General features: G+C 60.0%; 10 protein-coding genes. 7 read left to right on the top strand and 3 right to left on the bottom strand.

Features of this window, described 5'->3' with window-relative positions; translation table 11 throughout:
* Positions 1-7: 7 nt before the first annotated feature.
* Complete coding sequence (gene thrS / locus ABGM91_RS09530) at positions 8-1,900, bottom strand: threonine--tRNA ligase (protein ID WP_290565812.1); 1,893 nt, start codon at positions 1,898-1,900, stop codon at positions 8-10.
* 277 nt (positions 1,901-2,177) lie between these two features.
* On the opposite strand from thrS, the gene ABGM91_RS09525 reads away from it, so the two are divergent.
* The 7 genes from ABGM91_RS09525 (at position 2,178) to ABGM91_RS09495 (ending at position 10,079) form a co-directional block, all read left to right on the top strand.
* Positions 2,178-3,803, top strand: coding sequence for a hypothetical protein (locus ABGM91_RS09525; RefSeq protein WP_354831827.1), 1,626 nt, complete (start codon positions 2,178-2,180; stop codon positions 3,801-3,803).
* A gap of 55 nt (positions 3,804-3,858) precedes the next feature.
* A complete protein-coding gene (hemB, locus tag ABGM91_RS09520) occupies positions 3,859-4,854 on the top strand; it encodes a porphobilinogen synthase (protein WP_343212564.1) in 996 nt (331 codons plus the stop codon).
* 57 nt (positions 4,855-4,911) lie between these two features.
* A complete protein-coding gene (locus tag ABGM91_RS09515) occupies positions 4,912-5,283 on the top strand; it encodes a hypothetical protein (RefSeq protein ID WP_290565815.1) in 372 nt (123 codons plus the stop codon).
* A gap of 118 nt (positions 5,284-5,401) precedes the next feature.
* The gene (locus tag ABGM91_RS09510; RefSeq protein WP_354831824.1) at positions 5,402-6,106 is read left to right on the top strand and encodes a response regulator transcription factor; all 705 of its coding nucleotides are present in this window, start codon (positions 5,402-5,404) and stop codon (positions 6,104-6,106) included.
* Between the two features lie 3 nt (positions 6,107-6,109).
* A complete protein-coding gene (locus tag ABGM91_RS09505; protein ID WP_290565817.1) occupies positions 6,110-7,747 on the top strand; it encodes a HAMP domain-containing sensor histidine kinase in 1,638 nt (545 codons plus the stop codon).
* Positions 7,748-8,259: 512 nt separating this feature from the next.
* A complete protein-coding gene (locus tag ABGM91_RS09500) occupies positions 8,260-9,192 on the top strand; it encodes a UDP-glucuronic acid decarboxylase family protein (protein ID WP_354831822.1) in 933 nt (310 codons plus the stop codon).
* 128 nt (positions 9,193-9,320) lie between these two features.
* Positions 9,321-10,079, top strand: coding sequence for an acyl-ACP thioesterase domain-containing protein (locus ABGM91_RS09495; RefSeq protein ID WP_354831819.1), 759 nt, complete (start codon positions 9,321-9,323; stop codon positions 10,077-10,079).
* Between the two features lie 164 nt (positions 10,080-10,243).
* Here ABGM91_RS09495 and ABGM91_RS09490 read toward each other — a convergent pair whose 3' ends face one another.
* Together ABGM91_RS09490 and ABGM91_RS09485 are read right to left on the bottom strand one after the other, a co-directional pair.
* A complete protein-coding gene (locus tag ABGM91_RS09490) occupies positions 10,244-16,117 on the bottom strand; it encodes an autotransporter domain-containing protein (protein ID WP_354831818.1) in 5,874 nt (1,957 codons plus the stop codon).
* Between the two features lie 459 nt (positions 16,118-16,576).
* Positions 16,577-26,098, bottom strand: a complete 9,522-nt coding sequence (locus ABGM91_RS09485; RefSeq protein ID WP_354831816.1) for an autotransporter-associated beta strand repeat-containing protein — start codon at positions 26,096-26,098, stop codon at positions 16,577-16,579.
* Between the last annotated feature and the right edge of the window lie 443 nt (positions 26,099-26,541).

Raw genomic sequence — 26,541 nt, 5'->3', positions numbered from 1 at the left:
TGGCAACTCAAATCATGGGGGAAATATGACGTTCCGCAATTTCCCTGACCACAATGTCAGCAAACTGTTCAAAGGGCATCGGCCCCAGGTCTTCCTTGTCCCTGTGGCGGACGGAAACGGTGCCTTCCTCCGCCTCCCGCTGGCCGAGAACCAGCATGTACGGAACACGGTCCAGGCGGGCGTTGCGGATCTTGGCGCCGATCTTGTCCGGCGTTTCATCCACCGTCACGCGCACGCCTCTGGCGGCCAGCGCTTCCCGGTGCGCGCGGGCAACCTCCATCACCTTGTCGGAGATGGGAAGCACGCGCACCTGTTCCGGGGAAAGCCAGGTGGGGAATTTCCCTTCAAAGTGTTCAATCAGCAGGCCCGTGAACCGCTCCATGGAGCCGAAGGGCGCACGGTGCACCATGACGGGGCGGTGCGGCTTGTTGTCCGCTCCGGTGTAATGGAGGTCAAAGCGTTCCGGCAGGTTGTAGTCCACCTGCACGGTGCCAAGCTGCCATTCTCGGCCAATGGCGTCACGCACGATGAAGTCGATCTTGGGGCCGTAGAACGCGGCTTCCCCGGCTTCCTCGCTATAATCCGCGCCCAGCCATTCCGCGGCTTCCCGCAGAGCCTGTTCCGCTTTGTCCCAGTTCTCCGGGGAACCTACGTACTTGTCGCTCTCCGGGTCGCGCATGGAAAGGCGCACGCGGTAGTCCGTCATACCCAGGGTGCCGAAGATGGTTTTCACGATGCCCAGGCACTGGCGGATTTCCCCGGCCAGCTGGTCCGGCGTGCAGAAAATGTGGGCGTCGTCCTGCGTGAAGCCGCGCACGCGCGTCATGCCGCCCAGTTCCCCGCTCTGCTCCCAGCGGTACACGGTGCCGAATTCCGCCAGCCTCACGGGAAGGTCCCGGTAGGAATGGGCGTCATTCGCGTAAATCTTGATGTGGTGCGGGCAGTTCATCGGCTTGAGCATGTAGCCCTCAATGGTGCCGGTTGCCAGTCCGTTAAACAGTTCCGCGCAGGAAGCGCCTTCCTGGCTGAGCTTTTCCATGGCGTCACGCTCCGGAATGGGGGCGTACTGGCTTTCCTGGTAATACGGGAAGTGGCCGGAAGTGCGGTACAGGTCCAGCTTGCCGATGTTGGGCGTGTACACCTGGGAATAACCCAGCTTGTCCAGCTCCTGCGTGATGAAATCCTGAAGGGAGCGGCGGATGAGGGCGCCCTTGGGCTTCCAGAGAATCAGGCCCTGGCCCACGGCCTCGTCAATGCAGAACAGGCCCAGTTCACGGCCCAGCTTGCGGTGGTCCCGGCGGCGCGCTTCCTCCAGCCGTTCCAGATGTTCGTCAAGCTGGGTGCGGTTCGGGAAGCAGGTGCCGTAAATGCGCTGGAGCATGGGGCGGTTCTTGTCCCCCTTGTAGAAGGCGCTCGCCACGCTCATGACCTTGAACGCCTTGCAGTTCCCCGTGCGGCCCACGTGGGGTCCGGCGCACAGGTCCGTAAAATCACCGTTGCGGAACAGGGAAATCTCCTCGTCTTCCGGAATGTCGTTCAGCAGGTCAATCTTGAAGCGGGAAGGCTCGCTGCGGGGCCCCAGGGCGCCCAGTTCCCCGGATTCAGCCATCTTCATGGCCTCCGCACGGGAGATGATTTCCTTCTGGAAAGGCTGGTTTTCCTTCACCACCTTCTTCATTTCCGCCTCAATGCGCTCAAAATCTTCTGTGCTGATGCGGTGGTCCAGTTCCACATCGTAATAAAAACCGTTATCCACGGCAGGACCGCCGGCAAGCTGGGCGTCCGGCCAGATGCGGCAAATGGCCGTAGCCAGAACGTGCGCGCAGGAGTGGCGCAGCCGTTCCAGATCAGACATCTGATGGCGTTCTTCAAGAGTCTTTCTTTCCTTGTGTTCGGACATACGCGCATTAGTTAACCTCCCTTAGGCACTGTTGGCAAATGCAAAAACCCCCTCTCTCCAAAAAATCAAGGCATGGGGCGGCGGAAAATGCAGGAAAAAGGCCGCTGCCGCATTCCGTTGCCCGGCCCCGGCGGCGCCTTTCCTGCGGGGGCATCATTACGTATCCCTCTCACTGTCCTTTCAGAGGGTGGCAAATTTCCACTGCAAGGACGCGGCGGGACTCCCAACGAATGATTTACACCCGCGCCCCTTTATGCCATAGTGGCGCCCAGCGGTTATGAACATCCTTCCCCTCTCCCTTCTCTGCCTCTGCCTGCCCTGCGGCCTCTCCCGGGGCGACCAGCCGCCGCCCGGCTCTCCCCCTGTCCGCTTCCCGGTCAGCATGGACCGGCCCGCGGAAAACAAGGCTCCGGACGCAGGCCCCCTTCCGGACCAGAGCACGCCGTTCAATGCGGCCAAACTGCTGCTCCGCGCCCTTCAGGAAAAAACGGACTGGAAAAATGAACCGTACAAATCCCTCCCCGCCACCTCCCCCTTTGTGGGGCCGCTCAAGCTGAAGAGCATCCTTTCCCGCATGGCGGCGGTCCAGGCTTATGTAACCGCAGCCGCTCCGGAACGCCCCCCCTTTGTGGACGAAGCCTCCATCATCACCCAGGGAGACCTGGCCATGGCCTACATCATGCTGCCGGACAGGACCAACCCGTATGTCTATGCCGCCACCGCCGTGGCCCTGGTGAAAAAGGGCGGCCAGTGGAAGGCCTCCCTGACTCCCGGAAGTTTTGACAATACGTTCCTCCCCTTTGACGAAGGTATCCGGCAGGAAGCGAAAAAAATATCCGCGGAAGCCAAGAAAAAGATATTCGGACTGGCCCATCAATACTCCGTGGCCGCCGTCAAGGGAGCCCTGGAGCACATCAAGCGCTTCCGCGTGGAAGCCGTGAAGGGAAAATCCGATGATGAGATCAAGAACCTGCTTATCCGGACGGTGAAGGGGGATGACCCGGCCCGCATCGCGGCCCTGCTGGTTTCCCCGTACTACATGGAATCCGCCATCACCCAGAGCGCACGGCTCACCCCGGTGGTCAAGGCCATGCGCCTCCAGGACAGAAATGAGGAGAACCGCTATATCCAGCCCACCAACCTCAGTTTCATGGCTTTCCCGAACACCATCCTGGTTCCTCTCCGGCCCCATCCGGACGACCAGACAGACCCGAACAAAACGGATGAGGATGAACAGGAAGCCGCCAATAAGAATAACGCGAAGAAGAACGGCAAGGACATCCACAGCATTGCGGCCATGACCATTCTGCCGCCGCGCATGAGCATGCCGGACATGGACAAGCCCGCTCTCATCTACCGCTACGCCCTGGAAAAAATCAAGGACCCCACGGACGGCTTCCCCGTCTTCAAGATGTACCTGACGGACGCGTTCACCTCATGGAACCTTAAAGCGGATGAATCCACCACTGCCCGCATCATCGCGGACTTCCACCAGACTTATCCTTCCCTGGCTTTCCCCACGCCGGAAGAAGCCGTAACCGCCGCCGGACGCGCCCTGGCCAACCGGGACAGCCTGACCATGGTACGCATGCTGGCCCCGGCCAAATTCGCCTCCGTGAAGGAATTTGAAGATGCGCTCTCCCAGTTGAAAACGGTCATGAACCGGATTCCCGCCCCACGCACCGAGGTGAACGAAAAAAGCGTCCCCGTCATCAAGGCGGCATACGTTCCCGTCACCAGGGACGGCAGCCCCGCCGTCAAGGCCACCATCGGCGTCAGGCCTGCCCCCAAAAACGGATTCTCCGTCAACAACCTGTATTTTACCAAAACGGACAGCGGATGGATGATCACCGGAGCGGACACGGAGCAGCCGCTGGAACTGGACGAACCAAAGCAATCCTAGGAACAGGCTCCGGAATATTCCGCATGCAAACAATCCTTTTTCTTACCATACCATGATGAATCTACCGATACGGCCGCGCCGCAACAGAAAATCCGCCAACATCCGGGGCCTCATCCGGGAAACCTCCCTCTCCCCGGAGCACCTCATTTACCCGGTCTTTGTCCATGAAGGGTCCGCCAACCAGCCCATCACCTCCCTGCCCGGCTGCACGCGCTGGAGCGTCAAGGGACTGGTGGAGGAAGCCAAGCGCCTGATGGACCTGGGCATCCGCACGCTGGACCTTTTCCCGGCCATTCCGGACGGGAAGAAAACCCCGGACGCCTGCGAGGCCTGCAACCCGGACGGACTCATTCCGCGCACCATTTACGCGCTCAAGAGTGAAGTGCCCGGCATCACCGTCATGACGGATGTGGCGCTGGACCCTTACAATTCAGACGGCCATGACGGCCTGGTGGAATTCCGCTCCGACGGCACCATGGAAATCCTTAATGACGACTCCGTGGAGGTTCTCTGCCGCCAGGCCTTGTGCCATGCGGACGCCGGGGCGGACATCGTCTCCCCCAGCGACATGATGGACGGCCGCGTGGCCGCCATCCGCGCCACGCTGGACTCTGAAGCACTGGATGACGTCTCCATCATGGCTTATACCGCCAAATACGCCAGCGCCCTGTACGGGCCGTTCCGCGGCGCTCTGGAAAGCGAACCGAAGGAGGGGGACAAGAAAACGTACCAGATGGACCCCGGCAACATCCGGGAGGCCCTGCGGGAAGCGCAGCTGGATGAAGCGGAAGGCGCCGACATTCTGATGGTGAAGCCCGCCACGCTGTACCTGGACGTCATGGCCGCCATGCGGAAACATGTCACGCTCCCCGTAGCCGCCTACCACGTTAGCGGAGAATATCTGATGATTAAGTCCGCCGTGGCCTCCGGCTGGCTGGATGAACGGGAAACCGTTCTGGAGACTCTAACTTCCATCCGGCGCGCCGGGGCGGACATGATCCTTACGTATTATGCCCCCCAGGCGGCCGAATGGCTTAAACAACAACGCTGACGCCGCACGGCTTCCGCACAGGAGGCGGACGTGCGGTTCAGGACAAAAACTCTCCGCATGTCCACCTCCACGAAAATCATTGTCGGCATCGTAATCGTCGTCGTCATGGGGCTCACCTCCTTCTGGGGCGTTTACGCCCCCACCTTCTCGGAAGCCTATGTACTGCCCGTGCAGATGACCACCGCGGACGGAACCCCGCTGGGAAGCTTCCAGTGCCGCCCGGTAGCCGCTGAAAACGGGAAAACCCTTCTCGTTTTCCGGAACACGGACTTCCTGCGCCAGACCACGGGAGGCATGGTTCATGAAAAAATCATCCTCACCTACAAGGGCACGCCATTCTTTGAAGGCATCGTCCCCGGCCCCATGGAAGCCATAGAAATTCCCTCCGGCAGCCTTCCGGCTCCGTTCCAGCCGATGCAGCAGAACTGAAACGGCCCGCACCGGAAAAACCTCCGGCCCGGAACGGCCCTGTTATGGCATTGTTACTGAAAGGGCGCAGGTTTCCCTATACAAAAGGGGAATCATTGTGGTTTTATAGAATCAAACAATGAGTGATTCAGCATATACCATTCTGATTGCGGAGGATGACGACAGCATCCGGCATGCCCTGACGGACGTGCTGTCCGCTTCCGGCTATGAAGTGCTGGCGGTGGAGGAAGGCCTGGCCGCCATCCGCGCCGTGCGGGAACGCAACTTTGACCTGGCCCTGCTGGACGTAGCCATGCCGGGAGCGGACGGCTTCCAGGTGCTCCAGGTCATGTCTGCGGAGCGCCCCGGCACGCCCGCCATCATGCTGACGGCCCGCGGAGAAGAGGAAGACCGCGTGCAGGGTCTCAAGCTGGGAGCGGACGACTACATCGTCAAGCCATTCAGCATCCGGGAACTGCTGGCCCGCATTGAAGCCGTGCTGCGCAGGTCTCCGGAACGGCCCCGCCAGCTTCGGGAAATCCGCATTCCAGGAGCTTCCCTGGACAGCGCCAACCGGGTGCTTACCTTTGAAGATGGAAAGGAAACCTCCCTGACTGCCCGTGAATTCGAATTCCTCACCTACATGGCCACCCACCCCAACCGCGTCATCACGCGGGACGAACTGCTCCGGCGCGTCTGGGACGTGGACCCGCGGCTGACGGACACGCGCTCCGTGGAAATGACCGTCATGCGCCTGCGGGACAAGCTGGGAGCCACAGGCGCCGCACCGCTGGAAACGCTCAGAAGCCAGGGCTACCGCTGGAATTCATCCTTCGTCTCCTGACCCGTGAACCGGCGCATACGCATCATTCTGCTGGCAATCAGCCTGCTGCTGGTCATCGGCACGCTGGGATGGCTCACCCGCGTCCTGCTGGTGCAGGCGGATGAAACGGGCCATTCCGAACAGAACATCAAGGTGGAGGCCCTGGCCCATGAAGCCAAGCTGGAAATGGACCGCCTGCTGACCTCTTTCATCACCTTTGAACAGGCACGCGGCTACTTTGAATACCAGCCCTTCTACGCCTACAAGCGCCCCTATGACCAGCGCATGGGCATGCCGGAAGCCGGGGAAGCCGCCCGGGGGTCCAACCTCACCTCCTATCTGCCGGACTACGTCACGGCCTACCTCCAGATTTCCCCCTCCGGCCATGTAAGCGGCCCCGCGCTGGCCCCGCAGCTTGCCGAACGGCTGAACAGGCAGAAAGACCTTTACGAACGCCTGAACGCCAAGGTATCCGCCCTCACCTCCGTGCCGTCCAGCGGCAACCTGTGGTCTGACATCCGGAATGAAATCCTGCATGAATCCCCGGAACCGGAGCCAGCGGAAGCAGGAACGCCCGCCCAGGTGGAAACCGTCACCTCCTTCGTTCCCGTGGAAGATGAGGGAAACTTTTACATCCTGCGCCAGGTGCATACCAGCCGCGGCGTATACCTGCAGGGAGCCCTGATGAACATGGACAGCCTGAACAGGCGGCTGCCCTCCCAGGTCACGGAGCTGCTGCCCCATAGCCGGCTGTCCACCTTTGACCCCGCCGCCCCGGCTCCGGAAGAAGCGCGGCAGCCGGGCACGCTCCGCTTTGCCAATGCCCCCCTGGTCTTCCAGCCCGGGGACACCGGAGCCGTCCCCTTGCAGGACCACAAGAAAATGCTGACCTGGACGCTCACGCTCATCTGGAGCATGGTGCTGCTGGGCGCGGCAGGGGTCATCTGGCTCATGCTGGGCACCTTCCGCCTGGAACAGCGCCGCGGGGACTTCGTCTCCGCCGTTACCCATGAACTCAGAACGCCCCTCACCTCCTTTTCCCTGTACACGGAAATGCTGGAAGACGGCATGGTCCCGGAACAGAAAAAACCGGAATACTATGCCAACATGCAGCGGGAATGCCGACGCCTGGAACACCTGATTGACAACGTGCTAGCGTACTCCAAGCTCCAGCGCAACGCCATCCGCCGCACGCGGGACACCCTCACCTGCCAGGAGCTTTTTGAACCCATTGCGGAGAAGATAGAACGCCGCCTCCGGGAGGCTGGCATCAGCTTCTCCTTCGCCCTGGCCCAGCCCATCCGCATCCTCCCCATCCATACGGACGCCGTTTCCGTGGAACAGATCATGGACAACCTGACCTCCAACGCCATTAAATATGCCAAGGGGGAAAACGCGAAAGTCCAGCTCACCGTCCATGCCGACCGTCACAACATCGTCATCCGCTTCCGGGATAATGGCCCGGGCATCTCTCCGAAAAACCGCAAGCTCGTCTTCAAGCCCTTCCGGAGAACGAGGGACGCCACCAACAGCCGGAAACCCGGCGTAGGCCTGGGGCTGGCGCTGGCCAAGGACACCGCCCGCTCCCTGGGTGGAGACCTGAAACTGGAATTCGGCACCCTAGGCGGCGCCAGCTTCCTGCTGACCATTCCCAAATCATGATTTTTTAAAGAGTAACCCTACTTTTTCCCGCAAGGGAGAATCCCCGGAAGAGCTTTGCCGGAAACAGGCTGTTCCATCATACTTGAAGCAGAAGGACTCTTCTTACAAGGGCCGGGAGCCCCTTGCTCCCCGCAGCGCGGCCATCAAAGGACACGGTGGAAAGACATTTCCCGCGGCATGAACGGAAAACGGCCGGATGGGAGCGGAGGCCTCCTGGCCTTCGTACTGAATTCTATCCGGAGTGGAGCGGAGGCGTTTTTATAAGAAGAGGGAATTCGCCTGGCGATTGGATGGAATGCGGCAAAGGCTTTTCTCCCTTCACGGCTGGATTCTTTCTCCCTTTGCCATTCCATCCCGGAAAATCCTCTGCACCCCGCTATGCGCTTGCCTTCATATGACCGATATGTGACATTAAACTACAGCGCACGGCGGGACAAAACTCCCGTTCCTGACAGGAATATCCGCCTCCATCCCGGCACGGCGGAGCGTAAAAAACGCATGGACATGCTATCATGAGTAAAAGGATTTTAATCACCGGAGGCGCCGGCTTCATCGGCTCCCACCTCAGCGAACGGCTGCTGAAAGAAGGCCATGAAGTCATCTGCATGGACAACTTCTTCACGGGCAGCAAGCAAAACGTGCTGCACCTGATGGATCACCCCGGATTTGAATTAATCCGCCATGACGTCACCGTTCCCTGCATGATGGAAGTGGATGAAATCTACAATCTGGCATGCCCCGCTTCCCCCCCCCACTACCAGTTTGACCCCGTCCACACCGTCAAAACCTCCGTGCTGGGCGCCCTGAACATGCTGGGCCTCGCCAAACGCTGCAAGGCCAGAATCCTCCAGGCGTCCACCAGCGAGGTGTACGGAGACCCCGCCGTTCATCCCCAGCCGGAAACGTACTGGGGCAACGTAAATCCCATCGGCGTGCGCTCCTGTTATGACGAAGGCAAAAGATGCGCGGAAACCCTGTTCATGAACTACCACCGGACGCATGGGGTGGACGTCCGCATCATCCGCATTTTCAACACCTATGGCCCGCGCATGAACCCTGGCGACGGCCGCGTGGTCTCCAACTTCATCGTTCAGGCTCTGAAGGGTGAGGACATCACCATTTACGGAACGGGCAGGCAGACCCGCAGTTTCCAGTACGTGGACGACCTGGTGGAAGGCATGGTCCGCATGATGAATACGGAAGGCTTCCCAGGCCCCGTCAACCTGGGCAATCCGGGCGAATTCACCATGCTTGAACTGGCGGAAAAAGTCATTGAAATGACAAGATCCACGTCCAAAACAGTTTTCTGTCCCCTGCCGCAGGACGACCCGGCCCAGCGTAAGCCGGATATCCGGCTGGCAGGTGAAAAGCTTGGCTGGAAGCCGGGCATTCCCCTGGAAAAAGGCCTTGAAAAAACCATCGCCTACTTCCGGAGCATTCTATAGCGCTCCAGAAAAACCATCCGGAAATTCCAGGCTCTGTTCTTATGCAAGCCTGTAACTCCGGCATGCCCGGTGTCCCATTACCCGTTTTTGGCTGGTTACGGAAAACGGTTCAGTTAAAATAAGACGTTATGGAACACGCCGCCGCCCAGGGAATTTATTCCACTCAAGCCGCCGTCCGCAGTTATGAATGCGGGGCGGACGGCCTGATGAAGTCGGAAACGGTTCTGCACTGGTTCCAGGAAATAGCGGAAGCCCACGCCTCCGCCCTTGGCTTCGGTTATGACTTCGTGATGTCCCGAGGGCTGGCGTGGGTGGAAGTGCGCCTGGATGCGGCCATCAGCCGCCGTCCCGGATGGAAGGAAACGGTGGAGCTCCGCACCTGGACCGCACAGGAAACGCCCCTGCTGGCCCGCCGCAATCTGGAAATAAGGGACGCCCAGGGAAACAGCCTCATCACGGCGAGCTGCCTGTGGGCGGTCATTGACGTGCGCCGCAGACGCCCGGTGCCATTGAACAGGCACATTAATGCCTTCCCTGATACGCCGTGCAAAAAAACCGTCGCCCCGGTTTCCGTAGATACGTCCGGTCTTCATCCGGAAATACGGGAATGGACGGCTGAACGCCGTGACACGGACTTCAACCGCCACATCAACAATGCGGCCTACCTGGTCTGGGCTCTGGAAGACCTCCCAAGCTCCTGGCAGGAAGAACACGAATTAACGGGCATGCACCTCCATTTCAAGAAGGAAACCCATGCGGGAGAATCCATGAAATCCCTGCTGTTCCGCCAGGAATCTACCACCTGCCACCACCTCATGCAGGGAGACGAACTGCGCGCGGAAGTAGTGCTGGAATGGAGAGCCGCAAACAGCAGCGCCCATATTTGAGCAAGAGCCTCTAGTGAGGAGAGTGGAGGTTTTAGAGTGGAGAGTGGAGAGGCCCCTTCACCAACGCAACAGGGCCGTTCCGGCTCTTGTCCGAAACGGCCCCATGAGGAAATGGAGAGCGGTACGTCTCCGCTCCACTCTCCACTCTCAAACCTCCACTCTCCTTAGAAATCGTAGCGGTAGCCTACGCTTCCGTTCACCGAGTTGGCTCCGTCCCGGAAGTCCGCGTTGCCGTTGACAAACACCGTTCCCTGCGTTCCCACAGGCACGCTCAGGCCCGCTCCGATTTGAAGCGCGGTCGTTCCTACCTTCGCTCCCCTCACCGTTTGCGTGTAGCCGGGGTTGGCCAGGAAGCCCACGCCCGTCTCGCCGCGGCGGTCTCCCATGTCCTGGGCCACGTTGGCTCGCAATTCCACCAGCGCCTCACGTCCGAAGAGGTTGCTGCCCGCCAGCCCCATCCAGCGGCCGCCAAGCGCCACCGTCCCCGTCGTCCATTCCTGCTTGCCTACATTCAGCCCCGCGTTTCCGGCTCCCGTTTCCGTGTAACCGTCCATGCTTGTCCTGACCACAGAGGCGTTGAGCAACGGCTGGAAGATGCTGCTCTTGTCTTCATTCAGGTAGACGTCGTAGGTGAGTTCGTACATCGCTCCAAAGCCCCAACCGTTGGTGTCGCCCTGCGTGCCGTAGCTGCCTTCTCCGTAGTTGACCGTCCGGTTGAGCTTGGCGTCGTTCCACCCGCTCGTCAGGATCAGCGTGTGGGCCCATCTCTTGCTCTGGTAGCGCCCGAAGAGGTTGGCGTAGTAGCTATCCAGGTGGCCGTCGGCCGTGTCCGCCGCGCTGGCCGTCAGGTCCCCGTAGTTGGCCGTGAAGGCCGCTCCCATCGTGAAGTGGTCGCTGAGGTCCACGTCCATGCCGACGGTTCCGCCCCAGGTGGTGAGCTGGTAGCCGCTTTCATCCCCCTTGGTGTCCAGCTTGCTGTAGGAGCCCGTTCCTTCCATCCACATGTGGAAGTAGGGGAGGTCTTCGTTGATGTAAGCGGGGTTGACGCCCATGAGCGTGGTGCGGTTCCTGATCCATCCCATCTGGTCGCGCAGGGCGTCTTTCTGTGCCGTTCCCAGCGCGTTGACCGTGCTGCCTGCTACGGCGGCCAGCGCCCTGGACGCACCGGATAGATCCGGATTATCCCCCGTAATCATGGTGCTGATGGCATTCATCACCTGCCCCAGCTGGGAAGTGGCGTCCAAATTGCTCCTGGCCTCCCACAATAGCTGGGAGCCGGCCGCAGAGTTATGGGAACCCGCCGCGGGAGTAAAAATATTATCCTGCTGCACCGTGGCATTTAACACAATGTTATTGCCTTCCCGGGCCATGGTCGCATCCTTGTAATATACGGCAAAAAGCCCAGAAGTGCCCACGGACATGGATTCTCCGTCCGCCAGGCCGTCAATGGCGCCCGCCGTCATCAGCACTACGCCGTCCAGGTTTTCATATGTTCCCAGGCCCGTGTTGCCGGTCATGTTGGCAAGCGTGAATTTGGCCCCATCCCCGATGGTGATGGAATCCGCCGTCAGCATGGCGGAGCCGAAGGGGTCCGCCTGGCTCAGGTTGTAAACGAACTCCGTCATGGAGCCGCTCCGGAAATCAACGCTCCCCGCATTCAAGGCAGTATTGGAATCCCCGGCTCCGTTGCCGGCGGCCTCAATGCGCAGGGTTCCGGAGGAACCCACCGTAACATTCCGGTAATCCAGCGTGGGGGAAGCCGCCGTGCCTTTCAGCACCAGCGTGGCGCCTCCGCTCACACCCAGGTCATACGTGGCGCTTCCGGCCTGCATTACCTGGGTCACCTTGCCGGAAACGTCAATGCTCCCTTCTCCATCCAGTGTGCCGGAGAACGAGCCGTTCACGGCGGATGCGGAGGTGATGGACAGAGTGTTGCCGTTCAGCGCCAGCGTTCCGGCGCCGGAGAGGGCCAGAATGGACTTCTCCCCGGTCCCGGACAGGTTCAGCATTCCGTTCAGCGTCACGGAGGTTCCGGACAGGCCGGCTTCCCCCGCCATGGCAAGGCTGGAACCTTCCTGAATATTCAGGCGTCCCGTTCCGGAAATGGTGGTCGCCTGGTCCAGGGTGGAATCCCCGGCCGTCTTGAGCGTTCCGCCCGCAGCGATTTGCAGGGACCCGCCCTCCGCTTCATCCGCCAGGGTGGCCGTCGTTGTCCCGCCGATCACGACGCGGGCGGCTTCATCCGCAGAGGCGGAGCCCAGCGTCAGCGTGCCGATATTGTTAGCGCTCCCGTTCAGGGCCAGCGTGCCTTCCCGGGCAACCACCGCATTGGAGGTATTGACATTTCCATTAAGCACCAGCGTCTTTTCTCCTGTCTTGATCAGGTCCACGCCGTCTCCGTTGACGGTCAGGCTGCCGTTGAAGACGGAATTGTCCAGATCGTTCGCCAGTTCAATATCCAGGGAACCGTCCCCGGTGGCATTGACCACCAGGTTGCCCGTGGTATTGGTGCCGGAGGAAAGATGGCGGATGACGGTCTTGTCCGTATTAGCCGCAGGCACGTCAAAGTTCAGGGTCAGGTTCGTGTCCACGATTACCTGGGCATAGGAATTCAGGGCAGGAATCTCCGTGACGGTGGAGCCGTCCACGGACGCAATGTAAATCTGGTCCGTCCTGCCGGAAATGATGATGCTGCCGCCCTCCACGCCCTTGATGCCGAATCCCAGGCTTTCCAGCGTGGCATTGAACGTAAGGTGCTGGTTGAGCCACGCAATCAGGTCGCTGGAAGGCAAGCCGGAAATCGTTCCGTCGGTCAGCAGAATGCCTACGGATTCCATCTCGCGCATGGCGATCAGGATATCCGTATCAATGTCCAGGTGCAGCGTAAGGTCTGAAGCGTCCCCGCCGAAGGAAACGGTGCCTGTGGCCGTGTCATTGAACTGGAGCAGGCTCTTCTGGTCCCCGTCGGCGGCATACGTGGTATTGTTCGCCGCCACATGCAGGGAATTATTCCCCGTCAGCGTCAAGTTCCCTGACAGCCCGGTAATGGCCGTTCCCGCCGTGGTGGTATTAATGCCGCCCACCTTGTCACCGGACAGGCCGCCCAGGTCAATATCCCCGGAATTGGCCTCCGCGTTCACGGTTACTCCGCCGGCAGTGGCGTACGCTCCGGCATTCTGCAAACCACCCTTGGTAATGGTGACATTGTTGGCAATCGCCTGGTTGTTCATGTCCAGAACGGAACCTCCGTTCACGGAAACATTCCCGGTCCCCAGGGAGCCGGCGCCCAGCGCCTTCACCGTGCCGCCGTTCAGGGTGGTTCCCCCCTGGTAATCGTTGGCGGCATTCAGTTCCAGGACCGGAGAGCCGCCGGCCCTGTTCACCACCAGAGCCCCTGCCCCGGTGATCTGCCCGGCCCATGAGCCTGTGGCCTCTCCATTGCCCAACTGAACCGTGCCGCTGGTAATGGCAAGCGTCCCCGTAGCGGTATTGTCCTGCGTCAGCACCAGCGTTCCGGTTCCCGCCTGTTCCACTCCGGCGTTCAGGGCGGCTTCCGCACCCACGGTGGCGTTCATCAGAATGAGGTCATTGGTGTAGGAGAACTTATACTGGGCCGTGCCGCTGGAACCTTTCAGCATCACGCCTTCTCCAAAAAGTTTCCCGTCATTCAGGGTGGCAGCAGTTCCGTTGCCGAATACCCAGGTGTAGACGCTACTGGTATTGCTGTGATTAAAGCTTCCTGTAAATCCGGTCATATCTCCCAGGAGATAGCCAAACGCGCTGGCTCCGCCCATGGCCGTGGTAATCTCCCCGCTTCCGGTGAACGCTCCGCCAAAATAATAGGAATTGCCGCTCCCTCCATTCAGGTAGGTTCCTTTCTCCAGCACATTGATCGTTGCCATGGCGGCGGTATCCGCCGTGTTGGCAGCCTCCAGCCAGAAACCGCGTCCATTCAGGGTTACCGTACCCCTCCCCATGCTGGCAGCGGTGGCAAACTGGATGTCGCGGGCATCATTCGTATTGCCCGGATCATTGTTCAATCCGGAGGCAACCAGTTCCCCGGTAAAGGAGGAATTGTCTCCGGAAATGTAAAAACGGGATTTGGCCGCCTGGTTGTCCAGCTCAATCCGGCCCGCTCCGCTCATGCCGTTGATGACGATGTTGGCGCTGTTCCCGGCTGACATTCCATTGATAGTGCTGGAAATGGCGAGGGTCGCATCCGCACTTACCGAGACTCCCGCGGAAAACCTCGTTTGAACATTTTCAGAGGTAATGGATACGGAGCCTCCGTCTACCGTCAGCGCACCCGCATATACGGCGGCGCCCAGCGTCAACGTGCCGTCTCCGGATTTTTCCATGGCCAGCGCCTTGTAATTATCCACGGAAGCCCACGTTACGGCATTTCCGTTGGTGTCCACCTTGATGGAGCTCTTGCTCGCGGCGGAAATCTGTCCGGAAATATCCGCAGTTACGCCTGTCCCATACTGGAGGGTACCTCCGTCAAACGCCAGGCTGCCGGCTCCGAGAGCGGCGTCATCGCCTATCTCAAGCGTTCCGGCGCCAAGGATCACTTTTCCGGTATAGTTGGTATTGGCCGTATTGATGGTCAGTTTGGCGTTGCCGGTCTTTTCCAGATTACTGTTGCCTTCCAGGGCCCCGCCGCCTTCCGCGGCATTCCATACGTAATCCGTCGTATTCGCCTGCACCATAATAATCGTGGGAGAGACGGCGCCGTCAATGGTCACCGTCTGCAGGGCGTTGCCGTCAATGTCTCCCATGACGACTCCGGAATTATTATTGTACACGCTGTCGTTCTTCCACGGGGAAGAGGCCGGAGCAGTAGCGGACCAGATTCCATCACCGCCCTTCCACTCAAGCAAAGCCACCTGCTCCACCACCAGGGTAAGCTTGCCGTTCTCCGTGCTCCATGAACCCAGAAGATTATCGCCCAGAACAAAGGAACTGGCCGGAACTCCGGTAATGGAGCCCGCATTGATCAGGTCATGGGAACCCTCTGTCCAGGCCACGCCCTCTATCGTTCCCTGCCCCAGAAGCAATTCACTGTTCACCGTCAGCGTTCCGGTTACATTCAGCAGGTACGCGCCGGAAGCCGGGAGGGCGGAGAAATTCAGAAGAGACAAGTTTCCCAGCGTCAGATTGCCCGTAATGGTTCCCGAGGTCCCCAGGGACAGACTTCCTCCACCCGCAATTGCAAGTGTTCCGGAATTCATGTTCAGGGCAGCGGCATTGGAAAGGCTTACATTGGAAAACTGCGTGGCTGCATTCACGGTCATGCCGGATGAACCGCTCACGGTCAGCACATTATTGTAGGTAGCATCGTGCTGGGCCGTCAAATTGCCCCCATTCAGGCTTACCGCGCCGGAACCCAAAGCCGTGGCATTATTCAACTGAACGGTCGCACCATTGGAAATAACCCAATCCGCCGTCATGGAGGCCTGGGCCGCCGTATTCAGGATGAGGGTGCCCGCCAGTCCGTCCGCACCCACGGTCATCGTCTTGGCATCTGCTCCGGCCGTCCCCAAACCGCCGTAAATGTTCATGGTCTTGCCGGTAGCAATTTTGAACAGGGCGCTGGAGTTTAAAACTATTCCATTCCATGCCTGGGCGGCAACTCCCAGGGAAAAATCCCCGCCTATGTCAAACAGGGTATATCCCTCTCCTCCATCACGCAAATTAACGGTGCGGTTGGAACCGTTGCTTTTGGAAACGCTGAATCCATCGGAACCATCCGTAACGGTTATTCCACCAAGTGAAAGCGTATTGAAGGAAGCCTGAAGCGCCTTATTCGTTCCCGTCATGCTGGCCGTATCAAAACGCATGGTGTTTACCGCCGCATTGGCCCATGTTGCCGACCAGTTATTGCCGCCGCCGTAATCCGGAGTCCAGTTGGTATTCAAATGAACGTCCACCGTTCCTCCCAGCCATGTATAGGTTTCCGCAACAGCATGCGGGGAGGAAACGGCAGCCATGCATGAAAGAACGGCGGAAAGCAAGCCAAGGGGAAGATGCAGCTTCATAATAGTGATGTATGTTGAAAACAAAAAACCCTGCTAATCCTAGACAGAGGCCTTTTTATCACTACTATCGAATTAAAAATCCGCCGTCAACATTAAACGTTGAACACGTATGTGTTGCGCATTCCAGGAGGAGACAGTTTTTGCTAAAATCTGGTCTGTATTTTCCTGCCGGAATCGTGTTATACGGTACAGTATGAACATCCAGGCATCACTGTTCTGGTATATTGACGGTTTCCGGCATCAATCGCGGATTTTTAATCCGCCGGAAACGGGAAGTCGTCCTTTCAAGAGAGGAATGGTTTATTTAGAGAGGAATGTTGAGGGTTCAGAGTTGAGAATAGAGCGGAGAGGCCCCTTCACAACGCAACAGGGCCGTCCCGGATAACCCCGGAACGGCCCTGAAGGGATGCAGAGCGGTGCGTCTCCGCTCCACTCTCAACTCTCAAACTTCAACTCTCCTTAAAAGTCATAGCGGTAGCCCACGCTTCCGTTCACCGAGTTGGCTCCGTCCCGGAAGTCCGCGTTGCCGTTGACAAACACCGTCCCCTGCGTTCCCACAGGCACGCTCAGGCCCGCTCCGATTTGAAGCGCGGTCGTTCCTACCTTCGCTCCCCTCACCGTTTGCGTGTAGCCGGGGTTGGCCAGGAAACCTACCCCGGTCTCGCCGCGGCGGTCTCCCATGTCCTGCGCTACGTTGGCTCGGAATTCCACCAGCGCCTCACGCCCGAAGAGGTTGCTGCCCGCCAGCCCCATCCACCGGCCGCCAAGCGCCACCGTCCCCGTCGTCCATTCCTGCTTGCCTACATTCAGGCCCGCATTTCCGGCTCCCGTTTCCGTGTAACCGTCCATACGGGTGGTTACCACCGAGACGTTGGCCAAAGGTTGCAGGATGCTGCTCTTGTCTTCATTCAGGTAGACGTCGTAGGTGAGTTCGTACATCGCTCCAAAGCCCCACCCGTTGGTGTTGCCCTGCGTGCTGTAGCTGCCTTCTCCGTAGTTGACCGTCCGGTTGAGCTTGGCGTCGTTCCACCCGCCCGTCAGGATGAGCGTGTGGGCCCATCTCTTGCTCTGGTAGCGACCGAAGAGGTTGGCGTAGTAGCTGTCCAGGTGGCCGTCGGCCGTGTCCGCCGCGCTGGCCGTCAGGTCCCCGTAGTTGGCCGTGAAGGCCGCTCCCATCGTGAAGTGGTCGCTGAGGTCCACGTCCATGCCGACGGTTCCGCCCCAGGTGGTGAGCTGGTAGCCGCTTTCATCCCCCTTGGTGTCCAGCTTGCTGTAGGAGCCCGTTCCTTCCATCCACATGTGGAAGTAGGGGAGGTCTTCGTTGATGTAGGCAGGGTTGACGCCCATCAGGGTGGTGCGGTTGCGTATCCAGCCCATCTGGTCGCGAAGGGCGTCTTTCTGCGCCGTTCCCAGTGCGTTGACCGTACTTCCCGCGGCGGCGGCCATGGAGCGGGCCGCCCGGGAGCCGTTGCCGGATTGAATGTCGTTTCTGACGGCTTCACGCAGGTCTCCCAGCTGTGTACCCTTGGGGGCGTCTCCGCGGCTATTCCAGAGGAGGTTGGCTCCGGCTTGCGAGTTGGCCGTGTTGGCCGCATCCAGGAAGGCGTTGTCCGTTTTGACCATGCCCGTGACGACGATTTTGCCGCCTTCCGCCCGGATGCCGAATTCCTGGTAGTAGAAGTCGAAGTAGCCCGAGGGGTCGATGGTGGCTCCGTCCGCGGTGACCGTTCCGGCTCCCGTCGCGTCCACGAGCGTGAAGTTGAGGTTGGCCGTCGGGTCCGCCGGGTCGTCATAGTCTCCCAGGCTTCCCAGGGAAACGGTGGTGCCATTCAGGTTGACGTCTCCTGCCTGCACCGTGATGACGGGGCTGGAGAAGAGGTCGTCCCGGTTGGTATTGATAACCAGTTCCAGATGGGAGTTTTGCAGGTTGAGTCCGTTGGCAACGGTGAGCGTCGTGTTGACTGCGCCGGCTCCTTCCCCTACCGGGCTGAGGCGCACATGGGCGCCGCTTCCCGCCGTGAGGCTCTTGTAGGTGACCGAGCCGTTGCCGCCTTCCGCTCCCATCAATTCCAGCGTCCCCTTGGTGACGTTGAGGGCCTGGCCGATCGCACCGTTCCCCTTCAGGGTCTGCGTGCCCGTGCCGTTCATGGTGATGCTGCCTTCTCCGCTGAGCGCGCCTTCATACAGGGCATTCCCGGCGGTGGTGATTTCCAGCGCGGAGCCGTTGTTCAGCGCGCCGCTTCCCGTCAGGCCGGAGATGGTGTTGGCCGCGTTGGCGAGTTCCAGCGTTCCGTTGCCGTCCAGGTCCACCTGCACGCCGTCGAGTTTGGAGGTACCGTTGAGCGACAGGGAGGCATTGTCCGCCACCTGAAGCACCCCGGCTCCGGAGACCGTGCTGTTGGAGAGTTCGGAACCTGCTCCTGTGAGTGTGAGCGTTCCGTTCTTCCCGACGGTGAGGTTGCCTCCGTTTCCTTCATCCGTGAGCGTTCCCGCTTGTGTCTTTCCGGTGATGTCCAGGGAAGAGAGGTCACCGGCGTTGGTGGAGTTGAGCTTGATGGAGCCTACGTCCGCCGTTCCGGAGAGCGTAAGGCCGCCGTCCTGCATTTCCAGCGTCCCGCTGGTGTTCAGGGCTCCGGCAAGTTCCAGGGAGCCTTCTCCCGTCTTGGTGATGTTGGCCGTGCCGCCATTGATGGTTCCGGAGTATTTCGTATCGGGGCCGGACGTATTGGGATCAGTTCCCAGCAGTTCGTTGTTCAGAATGACGGAGGCCGTCTTGTCGTTCGTGCTGGTGATGTTGATGACGCCGGAGGCCGCTCCGGAGAGGTTGTTGATGGTGAGGCCGTCAGCCGTATCGTCCACGCCCGGGAGGTTGAGGGCCAGGTTGCCGTCCACAATGACCGCGCGGTACGGGTCCAGTTCCGAGTTGCTGGAGACGGTTTTGTCTTCGCTGCCCACGGCGTAGATTTGCGTGGCGTCGCCCGTGATGCCGATGGAGCCTCCGTTGATGCCCGTGACGGCAAAGCCGAGGGTTTCCAGCAGCGGGTTGAAGGTGGCCGTGCCGTAGCCCAGCGCTCCGTTGGTGAGGTTGAGCCACGCGGTGCGGTCTCCCGCTCCCCAGCCCTGCATGGCGTTGATGAGGTCGGCGGAGAGGGTGAGGGTGAGCGTTTCAATTTCCAGCTGCGTTCCGTCCGCGTCAAACTGAATCATGGAAGCGCTTCCGGCCAGGTCCTGGGTCTTGGAGACATTGCCTACGCCTACGACGAGGCCGGCGCTATCCAGGCTGGCCGCGCCGCTGATGCCGCTGATGACCGTTCCGGCTTCCGTGACGCTGATGGTTTTAAGCGAGGAGCCGGAGAGGCCGCCCAGCGAGATGGAGGTAACGCCGGAAGCCGCGTTGACGGTGACGTTTTTGGCTCCCTTGTGGTTGTTTCCTCCCGTGAGGGCGCCTCCGGTGATGTTAAGCGCTCCCTTGTAGCCGTCCGCCGTGAGGGCAAGCGTGCCGGAGTTGAGCGTGACAGTGCCCGTATAACCCGCGCTGGCGTTGCCGAGCGTGAGTGTGCCCGTACCGGTCTTCAGAAGACTGCCGGAACCGGTGATAGCTCCGTTGAGGGTGATGTCCCCGCCCGTGGTGTCCACAGTGGCGGTCTTGCCGGAAGCGGCGTTAAGCGCTACTCCGGCAGAGGTTGACCAGGCTGCGGAGGAGTTGAGCGTTCCTTCACCCAGCGTAAGGGTTCCGGAAGCCCCGGTAATGTCCCCGCCCAGCGTGAGCGTTCCATTGCCGGTCAGCGTAATGCCGGAGTTGGAGTCGTTTTCCAGGCTGATGCCGCCCAGCAGGGCTGTTCCGCCGTTGATGTTAAGGTTGCCGGCGAGCGCTCCCTGGCCGTTGGCCCCGCCCAGCTTGACGCTGGCGCTGGTAAGCGTGACGCCCGTGTTGACGTTGACCGCGGAGGCTTGCGTGTTGCTGCCCATCGTGCCGCCGCCGATCTGAAGCGTAGCGATATCAAGGTCTTTCTTCAGGTCCAGCGTAACGCCGTAGGTGACGTCGATCAGGTCGGCATTCAGCGTGCCGTTGACCGTGATGGTTCGGTTGGCCGTGGGCGCTCCGTAGCCGGAGAGAACGATGCTGCCTCCGGCATTGCTGAGGGTGCCGTTGAGAGCGTCATTGCCGTTGGCCGCCTTGACGAGCAGGGAGCCTCCGTCCGTTTTGGCGAGCGTGCCGCCGATGTTTTTGAGCACGCCGGAGAGGGCAGTTTCAGATCCTCCGGAGAGGTTGAGGGTGGAGCCGCCGGCCACCGTGATGGTTCCGGAGAGAACCTTGGTATTGGCGATGTTCTCCAGTGCCACGGAGCCGTTGCCGGAGATATTCCAGTTGAGGCCCAGGTAGCTGTCCTGCCCGGCCGTGTCCACCGTCAGCGTGGTGCCGGCGCCCGTGGCCGCCAGTTTGACGGAATCCCCGGCGTTTTTCTGCACCATGGTTTGCGTCAGCGTCACGTCCCCGGAGGCCTGCAGCGTGCCGCCGCCGAAGATGATGGAGCCCGTTCCCAGCGCTCCATCCGCGTTGATGTCCACGATGCCCCCTTCCAGGGACGTGGAGCCCCCGTAGGTGTTCGTATTGCGGATTTGCAGGGTGCCGTCCCCCCTCTTGGTCAGGATGGTGGTAGCGCCCGTAATGTGCCCGTCTCCCTGGAAGGTATAGGTGTTGTCCGCGCCGCTGTTGGTGACGACGATGGAGGACGGGGCTACGTCACCCGTGATGGTGACGGTTTTGTTGGCCGCCGTATTGTCAAAGAGCAGAGGCTGGCCGTCCGTGGTCGTCGGCGCGGAACCGCTTCCCCCGTAGGTCCAGTTGCTTACGTCGCCCGCGCTCCACGTTCCGGCTCCAGCCGTTCCATTCCAGGTGAGCATGTCTGCGGCGGATTCGATCTTGAGCTGCAGTGTTCTGCCGTCCGCAGAGAGGCCCAGCGTGTAGGTCAGTTCCGGATGGGCGTCATTGATGAGGTCCCCGATGTTGAAGGAGCCCAGCGTGAGGGTTCCGCTTCCCACCGTGAGCAGGGAGTAGTCTCCCGCATCGGTGAGCGTGTCGTAGTTGTTCAGGGTGACGTTGTGCGTTCCTGTGAGTGTCAGTCCCCCGGTGAGCGTCACCAGGGCGTTTCCTCCCGCCGTCAGTCCCGTCATGTCAAAGGTGAAGGCAGAGCCTGCGGCCATAGCCATGTCTCCGGTGACGTTGAGGCGCGAGTAGCTTCCAAGCGTGAGGCTGCCGATGGAACCGCCGTTGCTGGTGATGGCTCCCGTGGAGAGCGCGTCCGCCGTACCGGCTTTTACATTGACTGCGTTGTTGACCGCGTAGTTGCCAATGTCCAGCGTGGCTCCGGAGGAGATGGAAACCGTGCTGGTGCCAAAGGCCGTGGCGCTTCCCGCCGTAAGCGTTCCGGCTTCCACGTTCGTCGCTCCCGTGTAGGTGTTGGCACCGTTGAGCGTGACGTTGCCCGCTCCCTTTTGCGTGATGGTTCCGTTGCCGCTGATAGCGTTGGCCACCGTCCGGTCCCCGGTCACCGCATAGGTGAGGTAGGCGTCCCCATTGCCGCCGAGCGTAACCGCTCCCGTTCCAAGCGTTCCCGCTCCCGTTAACAGGATGGTCCCTTCCTTGATCAGGGTTTGGTTGGTATAGCTGCTGGCCTTGTTCAGCTGCAGCACGCCGTTCCCCTGTTTGACCAGGTTGGCGCCGCTGTCTTCCTTGGCTACGACCACATCCAGCTTCAAATCCGCCGTGTTGGTATCATCCAGCGCAAAATTCCCGCGGGCTATGTCAAAGATGGCCGTACCGCCGCGGAGGGTCAGGGCATTCGCCTGCCCGGTGGAGGGAGCCCCCTCACCTACGGAAAAGACGCTCATTCCGGTAGCGGACTGCTGCGTCACAATGGTATTGGTGCCGCTGAACAAATCAAAGCCGTTTAATCCTCCGCCGGGAATGTTCAGGATAACCCGGCTGTTGTTGAACACCATCCTGGTATTGGCCATGGTCGTGTTGCTGCCGCCAACATTCCAGGTGCCATTGTTCAGAGTCAGCGTGCCGAAGTTCCCGTTGTTGCTGTAGCCGAACGGATCGCCCGCGGTGGTATTCAGCGTGCCCCCGTTCACTATCAGATTTCCGTAAAGGATGGATTCTCCTCCGCCCCCGTTCTTGCCGAGGTTCAGAACAGCTCCTTCACCTACCGTGGTCAGCGCGGTTTTCGTCTGGGCGGTGGAAACCGTCAGGGCCGTTCCGGCTCCCGCCACTTCCAGATTAATGCCGGAGCCGTTGGCCAGATTGGTCCCCAGCGTGTTGGCCCCGCCGGAGACAAAGGCGATCGTGCCTCCGTTAATCGTGGGCATGGTAGCTCCCAGAATATCCGCAATTCCGCCCGTTACGCCTATTTCCAGGCGTCCCGTCCTGTCCACGGTTACCGTTCCGGTACCCAGGGCCATATTCGCCTTCACGGCAACGGTTCCTTCCTTGATGTTCACCGCGCCGGAATAATCGTTATTGGGGCTGTTGAAGGTCACCTTGCCTTCCCCCAGCTTGGTCATGGTGCCGTTCCCGGAAAGCTTGCCTCCGTTGTTGGTCAGCTCCAGATCCTGCCCCACTCCGTTGTTGAAATAGATGGCCTTGGCATTCACGTCCCCCGTCAGGGAAGCCACTCCCGTGTGCGTTCCGTCAAACAGGTAGGTCGTCGTATTGTCCACGGCGCCAATCGGATTGCCGTCCCAGACCACCACGCCGTCCGCCATGCTGACGGAGACGGTCACCGTCTTGTCCCCGGTGTTCACGTTAAAGGTCCCCTGGTACAGGCTGGCCAGCGTTCCGGTCAGGGTCATCGTCCCTGCATCCGCAAAGTTTCCGGCCGTCAGGTTGCCCCAGGAAACCAGCGTATAAGTCCCCGCGGTGATATTCCCGTTGATGTCCAGGCTGACGCCCGCATCCGCGCCCAGGGCCAGATTGCTCACCGTAAGCGCTGCTCCGTCAGCGCTCAGGGCGTTCCCGTCAACCGCCAGCGAGGCGGCGTTCAGCGTCCCGGTCACGTTCTGCTTCCGCAGCGCCGTCACCTTGGCGGTGGAAGCGTTCAGCGTTCCGGCAAGCGCCGTATCCGCATTCAGGTAAAGGTTTGCTCCGGCAAGGTTCAGCGTTCCGGAAAATCCGGATACGTCCCCGCCCAGCGTCAGGGCTCCGGCATTGTTGCGGGTAGTGACTGCCAGCGTTCCCGTTCCGCCCAGGCCGCCGAGCATCTGGAGGCTGTCCCCGCTCAAGATGGTCGCCGTTCCAGTGCCGGACGTTTCCACGGACACCTTGCCGTTGAGGTTTACGTTTACGGTGGCTCCGTTAAAGATGCTCAGCTTCGTAGCCGCATTCGTCCCTTTCAGGGTGATATCCCCGGCCAGGGAGACGCCGCCCGTCACCGTATTGGAATTCAGGTTGCTGAACGTCACGGTGACGTCTTTTCCATTGCCGCCCAGCGTTACGTTGCCCTGCCCCCACGGGGTCAGGGTCTGACCGGAAACGACGGAAGCGTCCCCTATATTGTACGTCAGCTTAATCAGGTTGCCGGTTCCGGCTATTTCCGTGTCGCCGTCATAGGAATTCTTCACCCAGCCCGTTTTAAAACTCCAGCCATTTGCCCCGGCATCGGAAATGATCTTGAGGCCGCCCGTTCCGGTAAGCGTGGATGAAACAGTAGTATTGTCTCCATAAATAGCGCCCCCGATAGAGACAAATCCGCCCGCGGCATCCAGGACGATTTTCATGTCGAAATTCGCGCCGTTTGCATTTCCGTTCCTTACATGCAGGGTGGAGCCGTTCCCCATGGTAAGGGTTCCTGTGCCCGTCACCTTGGCTCTGGCGCCCACTACGTCCATCACGGTATTTTCCCCCAGCGTAATGTTCAGGTTGGAGCTCCATGTTCCGATTTCGTCCGCAAGCATCACGGTACCCTGTTCCACAACCAGCGTTCCTCCTCCCGAAGCATTGAAGGAATTAAGACTTAACGTCAAGGTTCCGGTCCCCGTCTTGGTGACGGTGCCGTTAATTCCTCCGTTCAAGGAGGAATTCCCCGCTCCAATGACCAGGGAACCGGATCCGCTGTTGGTCAATTTGCCACCGTAAGTGCCGGCCGCCAGCAGCAGGCTGCCGTTCCCCGTGCGGGTGATGGTACCCGCCCATCCGGGCAGGGAGGCCCATGTTACGGCATTCCCGTTCGTGTCCACCAGAATGGAGTTGGAAGCCAGGGCATCCGTCTTGATCTGGCCGGAAATGTCCGCCGTCATGCCCGCGCCGTACTTGAGCGCGCCTCCATTAAAGATGATGTTACCGGTGCCTAGGGCTCCGGCATGCTGCATTTCCACCGTGCCGCCGCCCAGCAGAACTTCTCCGGAAAAACCGGCGTTGTCCGTGGCGATGGACAAGGTTCCGGCGCCGGTCTTCTGGAGCTTGGAACTTCCCGCAAGGGAGCCGGTCCCCGTCCACGTGTAGTTGGTCGTCTCCGCATTGACGACGATCAGGCCCGGATCAACCTGTCCGGAGATGTTCACGGTCTGCGGCGCATTGCCGGCCACGTCTCCAAAGACGACTCCGTTGCCGTTGGCAAAGGGCAACCCCGCATTCCAGGGGGAATTCCCCGTTCCTCCCACCGTCCACGTATTGTCTCCGCCGCCTGTCCAGGTCAGGGACGTAACCTGCTCCACGACAAATTTCAGGATATTGTCCGTCGTGCTCCAGTTGCCGATGTATTCGGTCCCCAGCAGAATGGTATTGGCCAAATCCCCGGTGATGCCGCCCGTGGCATTGATCAGATTGTACGTGCCTGCGCTCCAGCTTACGCCGTCACTGTTCCCCAGCAGCAGGCTGCCGTTCACCGTCAGGGCGCCGTTCAGGGCCAGGAGGGGATTGCCGTTCACCGTCATGTGGGTGGCGTCAATCTGCACGGCTGCACCCAGGTTCAGGTTGCCGGTCATCGTATTCTGCCCCGCCAGGGACAAGACGCCGGAATTCATGGTCAGCCCGGCATTATTGTCTACGGCGGAGACGTCCAGGCTCACGCCGGAGGCAAGGGAAAGCCCCTGGTAGCCCGCGGAAATACCGCCGATGGACGCATTCCCCGTCACGGACAGGTTCTTGTTGGTCCCCATTCCGGAGGCATTGCTGACAATGAGGGTGCCCCCCTTCAGCTCCACGCCGCCCGTGAAGGAGGAGGTGTTGGCCAGGGTCAGTGTTCCGGAACCGTCCTTGACCAGACGACCGGTTCCGCGGAACACATTGTCATTGCCCGTGGTCATGTTCCCTGCCCCGGTAATGGTCAGGGTGCCATTCAGCTGAATATAATGAGTGTCGTCAGCAGTGATTGACATAGTGCTACCGGCATTCACCACCTCCACGGCGCCGCCGCCTGCCGCTACCGTCAAGCCGTTCCCGAAGGTTCCGTCGGTTGCCTTGGTAATCTCCAGGCGCCCGTTGTTCAAGGTCCAGTAATCCGTATTGACGGCCATGGAGCCCAGCCCCGCGCCGTCATACGTATATTCCCCCACGCGCAGCACGCCGCCATTGGTGACGGTTACCTTGTAGCGTGTATAATTATCCCCCTTCATGCTGAGGCTGGCTCCCGGAGAGCTTAAATCCAGCGTGGCGTTGTCGATCGTCAGGGTTTTGGATACGGTGCCGCTCCCTACTTTCACGGTAGCCGCCGTTTCAATCTTGAACACGCCGCCGCCCGTAAGGGTCAGGCTGTTGTTTCCGATGTTGAATGCCCCTTCCGCCTGGGTGACGGTCTTTCCGGCCTCAATGGTCAGTGTCAGGTTATCCGCCCCAATCGTCGTGGTCTCATTCCAGGTAACGTCCGTATCAAAAGTCTGGTTGGTCGTAATGGTGAGGGGCTCCGCATGAACGGATGCCGACAAAACGGCGCAACAGGCAAGAAGAGCGGACAACAACTTGAGGGGCAAATGCAGCTTCATAAAGAAAACAATTAATTATAAATATATTGAGAAAGACGTGGTCTTTTAGCAGAAATGAGACATGCTATTAGATGAATGAAATATCGGATTTGAAATCCGGTGTCAATCTGGAAGTGGGGTTTTCAAAGCTTTACCTTGTTTTCCTTTCTTCCAATTATTTTGGTTTGTCCCTCCAATCAATCCATGCAATTCGGTAATAAATCCCATTTAACGCATTGGAAAGTATATTCCCGTGAATGCCTTATCCTCCTTTCCGGCTGCCGGCCGCACAGCATTCCCGCCCCGTCCGGATTTCAAATCCGCCTTGGTTCATGGATGTTTTTTTCCGGCATCAGGTTCCTTTTCCTTTCCGTCATTCCGGCTTTCCAGAGGTGGCTGGGGGCGCCAACTGACTGGTCCGGGCGGGTTCTGCGGCAGGAGCCGCTTCCGTGGTTTCCGGGGAG

The sequence above is a fragment of the Akkermansia muciniphila genome (assembly GCF_040616545.1).
Classification (GTDB): domain Bacteria; phylum Verrucomicrobiota; class Verrucomicrobiia; order Verrucomicrobiales; family Akkermansiaceae; genus Akkermansia; species Akkermansia muciniphila_E.
Note: the sequence above shows the minus strand (reverse complement) of the source record. Positions and strands in the feature narration are given on the sequence as shown.